The sequence below is a fragment of the Ramlibacter sp. 2FC genome, from assembly GCF_005503345.1.
GTDB lineage: Bacteria > Pseudomonadota > Gammaproteobacteria > Burkholderiales > Burkholderiaceae_C > SCMQ01.
Map to the genome: position 1 here is coordinate 89,042 of NZ_SCMM01000005.1, position 13,727 is coordinate 102,768.

At 72.1% G+C, this 13,727-nt stretch carries 8 protein-coding genes; 7 read left to right on the forward strand and 1 reads right to left on the reverse strand.

Annotated elements, in window-relative coordinates:
* Positions 1–23: 23 nt before the first annotated feature.
* The 3 genes from FFS10_RS04055 to FFS10_RS04065 all read left to right on the forward strand — a co-directional run bounded on the left by FFS10_RS04055 (position 24) and on the right by FFS10_RS04065 (position 3,316).
* Positions 24–638, forward strand: coding sequence for a glutathione S-transferase N-terminal domain-containing protein (locus FFS10_RS04055; protein ID WP_137891730.1), 615 nt, complete (start codon positions 24–26; stop codon positions 636–638).
* Between the two features lie 291 nt (positions 639–929).
* On the forward strand, positions 930–1,787 hold the full coding sequence (locus tag FFS10_RS04060; protein ID WP_137891732.1) for a ferritin family protein: 858 nt from the start codon (positions 930–932) through the stop codon (positions 1,785–1,787).
* A gap of 92 nt (positions 1,788–1,879) precedes the next feature.
* Positions 1,880–3,316, forward strand: coding sequence for an NAD-dependent succinate-semialdehyde dehydrogenase (locus FFS10_RS04065; protein ID WP_137891734.1), 1,437 nt, complete (start codon positions 1,880–1,882; stop codon positions 3,314–3,316).
* Here FFS10_RS04065 and glnE read toward each other — a convergent pair.
* Entirely contained in the window at positions 3,313–6,084 is a 2,772-nt protein-coding gene (gene glnE / locus FFS10_RS04070; protein ID WP_137891736.1) for a bifunctional [glutamate--ammonia ligase]-adenylyl-L-tyrosine phosphorylase/[glutamate--ammonia-ligase] adenylyltransferase, read from the reverse strand. The genes FFS10_RS04065 and glnE overlap by 4 nt on opposite strands.
* A 100-nt stretch (positions 6,085–6,184) precedes the next feature.
* On the opposite strand from glnE, the gene FFS10_RS04075 reads away from it, so the two are divergent.
* From FFS10_RS04075 to FFS10_RS04090, 4 genes are read left to right on the forward strand one after another with little or no spacing between them, the layout of a single operon-like run.
* On the forward strand, positions 6,185–10,213 hold the full coding sequence (locus tag FFS10_RS04075) for a YhdP family protein (protein ID WP_249931164.1): 4,029 nt from the start codon (positions 6,185–6,187) through the stop codon (positions 10,211–10,213).
* On the forward strand, positions 10,210–11,037 hold the full coding sequence (locus tag FFS10_RS04080; protein WP_137891741.1) for a carbon-nitrogen hydrolase family protein: 828 nt from the start codon (positions 10,210–10,212) through the stop codon (positions 11,035–11,037). The genes FFS10_RS04075 and FFS10_RS04080 overlap by 4 nt, the downstream gene beginning before the upstream one ends.
* Positions 11,037–13,061 (forward strand): two-component system sensor histidine kinase NtrB, encoded by a 2,025-nt coding sequence (locus tag FFS10_RS04085; protein WP_137891743.1) that lies wholly within the window; start codon positions 11,037–11,039, stop codon positions 13,059–13,061. The genes FFS10_RS04080 and FFS10_RS04085 overlap by 1 nt, the downstream gene beginning before the upstream one ends.
* 9 nt (positions 13,062–13,070) lie before the next feature.
* Positions 13,071–13,718, forward strand: coding sequence for a response regulator transcription factor (locus tag FFS10_RS04090; protein ID WP_137891745.1), 648 nt, complete (start codon positions 13,071–13,073; stop codon positions 13,716–13,718).
* Positions 13,719–13,727: the final 9 nt, after the last annotated feature.

Genomic DNA, 13,727 nt, shown 5'->3' on the forward strand with positions numbered 1-13,727 from the left:
TCACCATGTCCCAGAGGGAGCCCATGAAACTGCTCGGAGCCGTGACCAGCCCGTACGTGCGCAAGGTGCGCATCGTCATGGCCGAGAAGAAGCTCGACTACCAGTTCGTCGCCGAGGACGTCTGGTCTTCCGACACGCGGATTTCCGAGGCCAATCCCCTGGGCAAGGTGCCCTGCCTGGTGATGGAAGGCGGCGAGGCGGTGTTCGACTCGCGCGTCATCGTCGAGTACCTGGACACGCTGTCGCCGGTGGGCAAGCTGATTCCGGGCCAGGGCCGCGAGCGCGCCGAAGTCAAGACCTGGGAGGCGCTGGCCGACGGCGTGCTCGACGCCGCCATCCTGGCGCGCCTGGAAGCCACCTGGCCGGGTCGTGCCGACGGCGAGCGCAGCGATGCCTGGATAGAGCGCCAGATGGCCAAGATCCAGGGCGGCCTCAAGGCCATGGGGCGCGGCCTCGCGGACAAGCCGTTTTGCAGCGGCATCCACCTGAGCCTGTCGGACATCGCCGTGGGCTGCGCGCTCGCTTACCTGGACTTTCGTTTTCCGCAGATCGACTGGCGCGCCGAACACCCCAACCTGCAGCGCCTGCAGGACAAGCTGATGCAGCGCGCGAGCTTCGCCGACACGCAGCCCTCCTGAGCGCCTGCCCGCGTTCCGGGGCGCCGGGACGCACCCTCTGGTCCCGGCGGCTGGAAGACAAAGTGTCGCGAAGCGGCCCGCAGCGAACAGAGGAGGGAGGAGGAGAAACGCTGCAGGGGAGCAGCCGGGCACGTGGCCCGACAGGCTTCGCGACAGGAAAACACGCGAATGAATCACTCCTCGCTATGTGAAAGATAGTCGCTCCGGCCCCAAAGTTCCGGGCATGGCGGGTAACGAACTGTGAGTTGTCACAGGCTTTGCCTAAAATCGAGGCAGCTACGAAAGACCTGCATGCTCTACCCCGAACTTTTCAAACAGCTCGAATCCGTGCGCTGGGACATGGACAAGGACATCCCCTGGGACCGATTCGATGCCAGCCTGCTGACGGACGAGCAGGCCCAGACCATCAAGATGAACGCCATCACCGAGTGGGCGGCGCTGCCGGCCACCGAGATGTTCCTGCGCGACAACCGGGACGATTCCGACTTCTCGGCCTTCATGTCGATCTGGTTCTTCGAGGAGCAGAAGCACTCGCTGGTGCTGATGGAGTACCTGCGGCGCTTCCGCCCCGACCTGGCCCCGACCGAGCAAGAGCTGCACGAGGTGCGCTTCGAGTTCGACCCCGCGCCGGCGCTGGAAACCCTGATGCTGCATTTCTGCGGCGAGATCCGCCTCAACCACTGGTACCGCTGCGCCGCCGCATGGCACACCGAGCCCGTCATCAAGCAGATCTACGCCACGCTGTCGCAGGACGAGGCGCGCCATGGCGGCGCCTACCTGCGCTACATGAAGCGCGCGATCGCCAACTTCGGCGACGAGGCCAGGTCGGCCTTCGTCAAGGTCGGCGTGCTGATGGCGAGCGCGCGCCGCACGGCTCAGGCTCTGCACCCGACCAACCTGCACGTGAGCAAGGCCCATTTCCCGCGCGACACCGTGCAAAGCCGCCTGCCCAACCCCGAGTGGCTGGAGAAGTGGCTGAGCCAGCAGATCAACTTCGACGCGAGCTGGGAGAGCAAGGTGGTCGAGCGCATCCTGCACAACCTGAGCCTGCTGATGGAGCGCAGCTTCAAGACCGTGCAGGAGCTCAACCGCTTCCGCAAGGAGATCGCGGCCACCCTGCCGCCCACGGACGCCTACCAGGGCGCCTGAGCCGCGGGGACTGTGACGGGCTTGGCTGGGCGCGTCGGGTCGAATTGCCGGACAATGTCCGGCTTCGCAGACTTTGCCAGGAACCGAGCCCCATGACCTACCCCAACACCCAACTGTTCATCGCCGGCCAGTGGCGCGACGCCGCCGACGGCCGCAGCCTGCCCGTCTTCAACCCCGCCACCGGCCAGGAAATCGGCCGCGTGGCCCATGCGTCCAAGGCCGACCTGGACCTCGCGCTGGCCGCTGCCCAGCAGGGCTTCGCGACCTGGCGCAAGCTGCCCGCGTTCGAGCGTAGCAAGATCATGCGCCGGGCGGCCGGCCTGATGCGCGAACGCGCCGGCGAGATCGCGGCCGTGCTGACCCAGGAGCAGGGCAAGCCGCTGGCCGAGGCCAGGATAGAGGCCATGTCCGCGGCCGACATCATCGAGTGGTTTGCCGAGGAGGGCTTTCGCGTCTACGGCCGCGTCGTGCCCTCGCGCAACCTGGCCGCGCGCCAGCTGGTGCTGAAGGACCCGGTGGGCCCGGTGGCGGCCTTCACGCCCTGGAACTTCCCGATCAACCAGGCCGTGCGCAAGCTCTCGGCCGCGCTGACCACGGGCTGCTCCATCATCGTCAAGGCGCCCGAGGAAACGCCGGCCGGTCCGGCCGCGCTGATCCAGGCCTTTGCCGACGCCGGCGTGCCGCCAGGCGTGATCGGCCTGGTGTACGGCAACCCGGCCGAGATTTCGGGCTACCTGATTCCGCACCCGGTGATCCGCAAGATCACCTTCACCGGCTCCACCCCCGTGGGCAAGCAGCTGGCCGCCCTGGCGGGCCAGCACATGAAGCGCGCGACCATGGAGCTGGGCGGCCACGCGCCCGTGATCGTGGCCGAGGACGCCGATATCGAGCTGGCGGTCAAGGCCGCCGGCGGCGCCAAGTTCCGCAACGCCGGGCAGGTGTGCATCTCGCCCACGCGCTTTCTGGTCCACGAAAGCATACGCGACGATTTCGCCGCGGCGCTGGCCAGGCATGCCCAGGGCCTCAAGGTCGGCGACGGCCTGGGCGAGGGTGTGCAGATGGGGCCGCTGGCCAACCCGCGCCGGGTCACGGCCATGGCCGAGTTCACGCAGGACGCGCTGCAGCGCGGCGCCAAGCTGGTGGCGGGCGGCGAGCGCATCGGCGAGGTGGGCAACTTCTGGGCGCCGACCGTGCTGACCGACGTGCCGCTGGACGCCAAGGTGTTCAACGACGAGCCCTTCGGCCCCATGGCCGCCATCCGCAGCTTCAACCGGCTGGACGAGGCCATCGCCGAGGCCAACCGCCTGCCCTACGGCCTGGCGGGCTACGCGTTCACGCGTTCGCTCAAGAACGCTCACGCCCTGTCGCAGGACCTCGAAGTCGGCATGTTGTGGGTCAACCAGCCCGCCGCGCCCTGGCCCGAGATGCCCTTCGGCGGGCTCAAGGATTCGGGCTACGGTTCCGAGGGCGGCCCGGAGGCGCTCGAGGCCTACCTGAACACGCGTTCGGTGTCGATCCTGAACGTCTAAGCGAACACCGCGCGCCACAGCGCCAGCACGGCCTCGCGCTCGGCCTGCAGCGCCGCCGGGTCGACCTGGGTCGGCTCCTCGTTGAGCCGCGCGCGGTGCTGCACGCGGCGCAGCTCGCGGTAGGCGTCGGCGGCGGCCTGGCCCAGGCCGGCGGGCAGCAGCCCGGCCTGCTCGGCGCGCTGCAGCAGCGCGATGTTGCCCACGTTCTCGACCAGCGCCGGATGGCTGGCGCTTTGCGACAGCACCAGGTACTGCACCGCGAACTCGGCGTCGACCATGGCGCCGGGGCTGTGCTTGACGTCGAAGCGCTGCGCGCGCACCGGATGCGCGGCGCGCACCTTGTCGCGCATGGCGACGATCTCCTGCTTGAGCGCCGCCGCGTCGCGCGGCGCGCTGATCACGGCCAGGCGCACGGCGTCGAAGCGCGTCTGGAGGGATGAAGAACCGAGCACGAAGCGCGCCCGCGTCATGGCCTGGTGCTCCCAGGTCCAGGCGGTGTTGCTGCCGCGCTGCTGCTGGTAGTTGGCATAGGCCTCGAAGCTCGTCACCAGCAGGCCCGAGTTGCCGTTGGGGCGCAGCGCCGTGTCGATCTCGAACAGGTCGCCCTCGCCGGTCTTCACGGTGAGCCAGTTGATCAGCTTGCGCACGAAGGCCGCGTAGACCTCGGGCGCCCGCTCGTCGGCGTCCTCGTAGACGAACACGATGTCCAGGTCGCTGCCGTAGCCGAGCTCCTTGCCGCCCAGCTTGCCGTAGCCGATGATGGCGAACTGCGGCGTCTCGCGGTGCCGGTTCTTCAGGCGGTCCCAGCACCAGCGCGCGGTCACGCGCAGCGTGGCGTCGGCCAGGGCGCTCAGGTCGTCGGCCACCTGCTCCACCGTGAGCCGCTCCTCCAGGTCGCGCGCCAGCGTGCGGAACAGCTCGGCATGGTGGGCGCGGCGCAGCAGGTTGAGCAGGCTTTCCTCGTCGTCCTCGCCGGTGCGCCGCAGTGCGGTGCGGCGCGCCTCTAGCTCGCGCTCGAAGTCCTCGGGCACGAAGCGCTCGGCCAGCAGGGCCTCGCCGGCCAGCTCGTCGATCACGCCCGGGTGCTGCAGCAGGTAGCGCGCCGGCCAGCGCGCCGCGCCCAGCAGGCGCAGCAGGCGCTCGTGCACGGCCGGGCGCTCCAGCAGCATGGCCAGGTAGCTTTCGCGGCGCAGCAACGGCTCGATCCAGTCGGCCAGGCGCAGCGCGGCGTCCTCGTTCACGCGGCCCTCGCGCAGCCATTGCGCGGTGCGTTGCAGCAGCCGCATCAGGCGCCCGCGCGCCTCCTCGCGCAGCGCCTGCACGCGCGGGTGGCTCTGCCAAGCCGCCAGGCGTTCGCGCACGCGCGCGGGCAACTGCTCGAGCAGCGACTCCAGCTCGGGCGCGGCCGGCCGGCCGTTGCCGTTGCCGTTGCCGCCATTGCAGCCCTTGCAGGGCTTGTCGCCGGCGCCGCCTAGCAGGGTGTCGAACTCCTGGGCCACCAGCTCGCGGTGCGCGTCGAGCTCGGTCAGGAAGGGGCAGCAGCCGGCGTAGCCCAGGGTCTGGGCGATCCAGTGCAGGTCCTCGTCGCGCGTGGGCAGCACATGGGTCTGCTGGTCGTCCAGGTACTGGATGCGGTGCTCGACGCGGCGCAGGAACAGGTAGGCGCGCGCCAGCGCGTCGGCGGTCTCCTGGGGCATCAGGCCGGCCTTGGCCACGCGCTGCAGCGCGTCCAGCGTGGGCCGGGTGCGCAGCTCGGGGAACTGGCCGCCGCGCACCACCTGCAGCAGCTGCACGGTGAACTCGATCTCGCGTATGCCGCCGCGCGAGAGCTTGACGTCGTTGGCGCGCTCGGGGCGGCCGGCGCTGCGCTTGGCCGCATGGTCGCGGATCTGGCGGTGCAGGGTGCGCAGCGACTCGAACACGTTGTAGTCGAGGTAGCGGCGGAACACGAAGGGCAGGACCACGCCGCGCAGGGCCTGGGCCGAGCCGCCCTCGATCGCGCTGCGCGGCGCGATCACGCGGCTCTTGAGCCAGGCGAAGCGTTCCCACTCGCGGCCCTGCACCTGCAGGTATTCCTCCAGCGCGCCGAGCGAGATCACGCTGGGGCCCGAGTTGCCGTTGGGCCGCAGCGCCAGGTCGACGCGGAACACGAAGCCATGCTCGGTGGGGTCGCCGATCAGGCCGTAGATCAGCTTGACCGCGCGCGTGAAGTACTCGTGGCAGGAGATGCGCCCGCGCCCGTCCACCCGGCCGGCGGTCTCGCCGTCCTCGTCGTAGACGTAGATCAGGTCGATGTCGCTCGACACGTTGAGCTCGCGCGCGCCCAGCTTGCCCATGCCTATGACCCAGAACTCGGCGCGCCGGCCGTCGGCCTTGAGCGGCACGCCATGCCGCGCGTCGAGTTCGGCGAAGGCCTGCCGGCAGGCGACGTCGAGCGCGAACTCGGCCAGCTCGGTGACGCCGCGCGTGATCACGGCCAGCGGGGCCTGCTGCTCGCAGTCCAGGCGCACCAGGCGCTCCATCAGCAGCTGGCGCAGCATGCGCAGCGCCGCGCCGGTGTCCGCGCCCTGGGCGGCGAGGGTCGCATAGGCCTGGGCCAGGCTGTCCCGCGTGGGCGGCCCCTCGGGCAGCAGGGGCAACTGCTCGGCGTAGCGGCGACGCAGGCGCTGGACGAAGCGGGAATGGGCCGATGGGGAGGCGGACTCCCCGGCGTCGGGCTCGGCCGACAAATGGTTCTGCTGCGAACCCACGGAGTCGCTGCGGGTCATAATTCCTGCCACATCCAAGCACCCAATGAACGAATCGACGACGTTCCCCCCCCGATTGATGAGAGCCGCTGCGGTCGCGATGCGCGGTGTGTCATGGCTGGTGCTGGCCTTGCTGTTGTTGCTGGCCGCAGCCTGGGGAACGTTTCACGGCTGGATTGTGCCGCGAATCGACGAGCTGCGCCCGCGGCTGGAAATGATGGCCGGCCAGGCCCTGGGCGTACCCGTGCGCATAGGCGCGCTGCAGGCGCGCCCGGGCGGCCTGGTGCCTTCCTTCGAGCTGCGCGGGGTGGCGCTGCTCGACAGCGAGGGCCGCGAGGCCCTGCGCCTGCCGCGCCTGCAGGCCGCGCTGAGCGTGACCTCGCTGCTGCGCCTGGGCTTCGACCAGCTCTACATCGAGGCGCCCGAGCTCGACATCCGCCGCCTGGCCGACGGGCGCATCCTGGTGGCCGGACTGGACCTGGGCGCCGGCGCCGGGCGCGACTCGCCGGCCGTCGACTGGTTCTTCTCGCAGAAGGAAGTGGTGGTGCGCCGCGGCACCGTGCGCTGGAGCGACGAGGGGCGCGCCGCGCCGCCGCTGGCGTTGGGCGAGGTGGACATCGTGCTGCGCAACGGCGCGCGCCGCCATGAGCTGCGCCTGGACGCCACGCCGCCGTCCGGCTGGGGTGAGCGCTTCCTGCTGATGGGCCAGTTCCGCCGCCCCTTGCTGTCGCGTCACCCGGGCCGCTTTGCCGACTGGAGCGGCCAGTTCTACGCCGACTTCGCGCGCGTGGACGTGTCGCTCCTGCGCCGCCATGTGCGCCTGGACGTCGAGGTCGCCGAAGGCCATGGCGCGCTGCGGCTGTGGGCCGACCTGGATCACGGCGCCTTCGTCGGCGCCGCGGCCGACATGGCGCTGGCCGACCTCAGCGCCACGCTGGGGTCCGGCCTGGAGCCGCTGGCCCTGCGCTCGCTGTCGGGCCGCATCGGCGGCAAGCGCCTGGCCGGAGGCTTCCAGTTCTACACCGAGGGCCTGCAGTTCCAGACCCGCGACGGCCTGCGCTGGCCGGGCGGCAACCTGTTCGTCTCGCAGACCGCGGCCGAGGGCCGCCTGCCGGCCATGGGCGAGCTGCGCGCCGACCGGCTGAACCTCGAAGTCCTGCGCCAGGTCGCCGACCGCCTGCCGCTGGGCGAGACCGCGCGCGAGACCCTGCGCGCCTACCCGGCCACCGGCCTGGTCGAAACCCTGCAGGCCAGCTGGCAGGGCCCCTGGGACGCGCCGTCCAAGTACCAGGCGCGTGGCCGCGTGTCGGAGCTGACGCTGGCGGCCCGGCCGGCCCCCCCGCCGCCGCCGGGGCACAGCGGTCCCCCCGATCTCGGCGTGCCCGGCCTGCGCGGCGGCGCCATAGACTTCGACTTCAACCAGTCGGGCGGGCGCGCGCGCCTGGCCATCGCGGGCGGCGCCCTCGAGCTCCCCGGCGTGTTCGAGGAGCCCCTGCTGCCGTTGGACCGGCTGCAGGCCGAGGCCCAGTGGCAGATCGAGGGCGAGCGCATCGTGGTCCCGCAGGCCAGCATCAAGCTGGCCAACGCCGACGCCGAGGGCGAGTTCCGCGGCAGCTGGCAGACCAGCGACCCCGCCAAGTCGAGCAGCCGCTCGCGCTTTCCGGGCCGGCTGGACCTGCAGGGCAGCTTCAGCCGGGCCAACGGCGCGCGCGTGCACCGCTACCTGCCGCTGGGCATCGCCGAGGACGCGCGCCACTATGTGCGCGACGCGGTGCAGCAGGGCCAGGCCAGCGGCGTGGCGGTGCGCGTGCGCGGCGACCTCAACGACATCCCCTACGCCGACGCGCGCCAGGGCGAGTTCCGCTTCGCCGGCAAGCTGCGCGGCGTGACCCTGGCCTATGTGCCGCGCCGCCTGCAGGGCGCCAGCGAGAAGCCCTGGCCGGCGCTGACCGAGCTGGCCGGCGAACTCGTGATCGACCGCAACAGCCTGCGCGTGAATGGCGCCAGCGCGCGCGTGGACGGCCTGCCCAAGCTGCGCCTGTCCCGCGTCGAGGCCCAGATCCCCAACTTGGCGCAGGACACCGCGGTGCAGGTGACGGCCGAGGCCAGCGGCCCGGCGGCCGAGATGCTGGGCGTGGTGCAGGGCTCGCCGCTCGACGCCATGATGGGCGGCACGCTGGCGCAGGCGCGCGCCGGCGGCGACGCTGCCCTGCGCCTGCGGCTGAACCTGCCGGTGGCGGACCTGAACCGGTCGCGCGTGCAGGGCAGCGTCACGCTGGCCGGCAACGACCTGCAAGTCACGCCCGACACGCCGCTGCTGGGCCGCGCGCGCGGCGTGGTGGCTTTCAGCGAGAGCGGCTTTTCGCTCACCGGCGCCCAGGCCCGCGTGCTGGGCGGCGACATGCGCCTCGAGGGCGGCTCGCGTCCCGTGCCGGCGAACAGCGGCGAGGCCTCGGTCCTGCTGCGCGCCCAGGGCACGGTCTCGGCCGAGGGCCTGCGCCAGGCCGGCGAACTCGGTGCCATCGCGCGCCTGGCGCACAACGCCAGCGGCAGCACGGCCTACAGCGCCACGCTGGCGTTCCGCCGCGGCCATCCCGAGCTGTCGGTGACCAGCAGCCTGCAGGGCCTGGGGCTGACGCTGCCGCCGCCGCTGAGCAAGTCCGCCGAGACCGCCTTGCCGCTGCGCTTCGAGAGCGCCCTGCAGCGCGACTCCGTGGCGCCGGGCGCGACGGCCACGCGCGAGCAATGGCAGCTGGAACTGGGGCGGCTCGCGTCCCTGGTCTACGTGCGCGAGCTCTCCGGCGCGCAGCCGCGCGTGCTGCGCGGCAGCATCGCGGTCGGCCTGGCGCCGGGCGAGGCCGCGCCCCTGCCCGACGAGGGCGTGCTGGCCAACGTCAACCTGGCCCAGCTCAACGTCGACGCCTGGGAGGCGGCCCTGGCCGGCCCGCCGAGGAGTGGCGCCGCCGCGCCGGCCGCCGCAGCCCAGAGCGATCTGGCCGGACCGGCCCAGGCCTACCTGCCCACCGTGCTGGCGCTGCGCGCGCGCGAGCTCACCGTGGACGGCCGGCGCTACCGCAACCTGGTGGTCGGCGGCTCGCGCGAGGGCGCGCTGTGGCGCGCCAACCTCGACGCCAGCGAGCTCAGCGGCTACGTCGAGTACCGCCAGCCCGCGGGCGGCAGCGGCAGCCGCGTCTACGCGCGCCTGGCGCGCCTGACCATCGCGCCTTCGGCGGCCAGCGAGGTCGAGACCCTGCTCAACGAGCCGCCCGCGACCATGCCGGCGCTGGACATCGTGGTCGACGACTTCGAGCTGCGCGGCAAGAAGCTGGGCCGGGTCGAGATCGAGGCCGTCAACCGCGGCGCCGCGGCGGCGGCGAGCGAATGGCGCCTGAACAAGCTCAACCTCGCGCTGCCCGAGGCCAGCCTGGCGGCCACCGGCCAATGGGTGGCCGGCGCCGCGGCGGCGGGCGGGCGCCCGGGGGCGCGGCGCACCACGCTCAACTTCCGGCTCGATCTGGCCGACGCCGGCGGGCTGCTGGGCCGGCTGGGCATGAAGGACGTGATCCGCGGCGGCGAGGGCCGGCTCGAGGGCCAGGTCGCCTGGACCGGCTCGCCGCTGTCGCTCAACGTGCCGTCCATGAACGGCCAGTTCAACGTCAACGTGGGCCGGGGCCAGTTCCTCAAGGCCGATCCGGGCATCGCCAAGCTGCTCGGCGTGCTGAGCCTGCAATCGCTGCCGCGCCGCCTCACGCTGGACTTCCGCGACGTGTTCAGCGATGGCTTCGCCTTCGACTTCATCCGCGGCGACGTGGGCATCGCCCAGGGCATGGCCAGCACCAACAACCTGCAGATGAAGGGCGTCAACGCCGCGGTGCTGATGGACGGCCGGGCCGACATCGCGCGCGAGACCCAGGACATCCGCGTGGTCGTGGTGCCCGAGATCGACACCGGCACGGCCTCGCTGGTGGCGTCGGCCATCAACCCGGCCGTGGGCCTGGGCACCTTCCTGGCCCAGCTGTTCCTGCGCCGGCCGCTGGTCCAGGCCGCCACCCAGGAGTTCCACATCGACGGCACCTGGACCGACCCGCGCGTGACCAAGGTCGCGCCCAAGCCCCCCGCGGGCGAGACGAAGCCGGGGAACCCGCCATGAAGGTGGCCGCGCTCCAGATGGTCTCGGGCACCGCGCTCGAGGGCAACCTGCGCAGCGCGCGCGACCTGCTCGAGCAGGCCGCGCAGGGCGGCGCCGAGCTCGCCGTGCTGCCCGAGTACTTCTGCGTGATGGGCGCGCGCGACACCGACAAGCTGGCGCTGCAGGAGCCCTTCGGCGACGGCACCATCCAGCGGTGGCTGGCGCAGGCCGCGCGCGAGCTGGGCCTGTGGATCGTCGGCGGCACCCTGCCGCTGTCGGTGGACGAGCCCGGGCGGCGCGCGCACCAGGTGCGCAACAGCTCGCTGGCCTTCGCGCCCGACGGGCGCTGCGTGGCGCGCTACGACAAGATCCACCTGTTCCGCTTCGACAGCGGGCGCGAGCAGTTCGACGAGGCGCGCGTGCTCGAGGCCGGGCGCGCGCCGGCGCTGTTCGAGCTGCCCTCGCGCGACGGCCATGTCTGGCGCGTGGGCCTGAGCGTCTGCTACGACCTGCGCTTTCCCGAGCTGTACCGCGCCTATGCGGCCCAGGGCGCCGACCTGCTGCTGGTGCCCAGCGCCTTCACCTACACCACGGGCCAGGCCCACTGGGAGCTGCTGCTGCGCGCGAGGGCCGTGGAGAACCTGGCCTGGGTGGTGGCGCCGGCCCAGGGCGGGCGGCATGAAAACGGCCGCCGCACCTGGGGCCACAGCATGGTGGTCGACCCCTGGGGGCGGGTAGAGGGGCTGCGGCCCGAGGGCGCCGGCGCGGTGCTGGCCGAGCTCGACGCCCAGCGCCTGGCCGACTGCCGGCGGCAGCTGCCGGCGCTGTCGCACCGCGTGCTGTGATGGCCGAGGTGCGCGCCCTGCCGACTTCCCGGCTGTGGCTGCCCCCGGCCGACCGGCGCCGTTCGCTGTGGGCCCTGCTGGTGGTGCTGGTGGTGCTGGTGCTGGCCACCCTGGTCTGGCTGGCGGGTCGCTACGAGGCCAGCCAGGTGCAGGGCGAGCTCGAGCGCGACACCGCCGACGCGGTCAGCGACATACGCAGCGCGCTGACCCGCAACATCCAGGCCCTGCAGGCCCTGCAGGCCAGCAGCCCGACGCCCGGCTCCTGGCAGCCCGAGGCGGCGCTGCTGCTGCGCGAGCACCGCGAATGGCTGCGCCTGGAATGGCGCGACGCCGAGCTGGCCGAGCTGGCCCATGTGGACACGCCGTTTCGCCAGCCGGTGTTCGGCCGCATGAGCCGCGCGTCGGCCCAGCACGAGGTGGCGCTGGCCTGCGCCACGGCGCGCAAGGCCAACGGCCCGGCCTATTCCAGCAGCTACTTCGTGCCGCAGAGCGACGGCCTCGGAATGGAGGTCATGGAGGCCTGCCTGCCCCAGGTCAGCGCGGGCCGGCTCAGCGGCTACGTGGTCGCCACCTACTCGCTGCAGGAGATGCTGGTCGAGCTGATCGGCAAGCAGTACACGCGGCGCCAGGAGGTCTCGTTCACCGAGCCCGACGGCACCCGCCTGGCGCTGCACGGCTCGGTGCGTCGCGGCAGCCGCATCTTCTCGGCGCAGCAGCTGCTGGACCTGCCGGGCAACACCCTGGTGCTGCGCATGGACGGCTGGCGCAGCGCGCCCGACCTGTTCCCCAACCTGCTCACGGCGCTGGTGACGGCCATGACCATCGCGCTGGCCTCGGTGCTGTTGCTGCTGGGCAAGGACATGCGCCGGCGCCTGAGGGCAGAGCGCGACCTGGCCGACGCGCTGGCCTTTCGCAAGGCCATGGAGGACTCGCTGGTGACCGGCCTGCGCGCGCGCGACCTGCAGGGCCGCATCAGCTACGTCAACCCGGCCTTCTGCCAGATGGTGGGCTTCAGCGCCGAGGAACTGCTGGGCCACAGCGCGCCCATGCCCTACTGGCCGCCCGAGATGGCCGACGAATACCAGCAGCGCCAGGCCATACGCCTGACCGGCCACCTGCCGCCGCGCGAGGGCTTCGAATCGGTGTTCATGCGCAAGGACGGCTCGCGCTTTCCGGTGCTGATCATCGAGGCGCCGCTGATCAGCGTGCTGGGCGAGCAGACCGGCTGGATGAGCGCCTTCCTCGACATCAGCGAGCAGCGCCGCGTCGAGGAGCTCTCGCGCGCCTCGCAGGAGCGGCTGCAGGCCACGGCGCGCCTGGCCACGGTGGGCGAGATGGCCTCTCTGCTGAGCCATGAGCTGAACCAGCCGCTGGCAGCCATCGCCAGCTATGCCACGGGCTCGCTGAACCTGCTCGATCAGCCGGCCGCGCCCGGCAGCGGCTTCGACCCCATGGCCGACCTGCGCATGGCCATGCGCCGCATCGCCGAGCAGGCCGAGCGCGCCGGCCGGGTCATCAACAGCGTGCACGACTTCGTGCGCCGGCGCGACCAGGCGCGCGAGGCCGTGCCGCCACAGGCCCTGCTCGACGCCATCATGCCCCTGGTCAGCCTGCAGGCGCGCAAGCTGCAGGTGCGCGTGCTCACGCACCTGCAGGACGGCTTGCCGCGCGCGCTGTGCGACCGCACCATGGTCGAGCAGGTGCTGCTGAACCTGGCGCGCAACGGCATGCAGGCCATGGACCGGCCCGAGCTGCGCGAGCGCGAGCTGGTGCTGCAGGTGCGCCGCGCGGCCTCTGCCGAGGGCAACCGCTGGCTGGAGTTCTCGGTCAGCGACCTGGGCTCGGGCATTCCCGACGAGGTCGCGCAGCAGCTGTTCACGCCCTTCTTCACCACCAAGGCCGAGGGCATGGGCCTGGGCCTGAGCCTGTGCCGCACCGTGGTCGAGCAGCATGGCGGCTACATGGACTTCCGCGCCAATGAGCCGCGCGGCACGGTGTTCCGCTTCACCCTGCCGGCGGCCTAGAATGCCCCCATGCAGCCCGTCCTGAACGCCACCGTCTTCATCGTCGACGACGATGCCAGCGTGCGCGAGGCCATGGCCTGGCTGCTGCGCTCGCGCCGCCTGCTCAGCGAGGTCTACGACAGCGCCGAGGCCTTCGAGCGCATGCTGGCCGACCCGGCGAGCGGCCTGGCCGGCGGGGTCCTGCCCAGGCAGGCCGGTTGCCTGTTGCTGGACGTGCGCATGCCGGGGCAGAGCGGGCTGGCGCTGTTCGACAAGCTGGTCGAGCGCGGCCTGGCCGAGGCCTGGCCAGTGATCTTCCTGTCCGGCCACGCCGACGTGCCGACCGCGGTCGACGCGGTCAAGCGCGGCGCTTTCGACTTCTGCGAGAAGCCGTTCTCCGACAACGCCCTGGTCGACCGCATCGAGCAGGCCCTGGCCGCCTCGCAGCAGCGGCTGGAGGCGCGCCAGCGCAAGGCCGGCCTGCAGGCCCGCCTGGGCGAGCTGACCGAGCGCGAGCGCGACGTCATGCGCCTGGTGGTCGAGGGCCTGCCCAACAAGCTGATCGCCGACCAGCTCGACATCAGCGTGCGCACGGTGGAGGTGCACCGCGCGCGCGTGTTCGACAAGATGGAGGTCAAGTCCGCCGTCGAACTGGCCAACCTGCTGCGCGAGCTTTAGCGCTGCGAC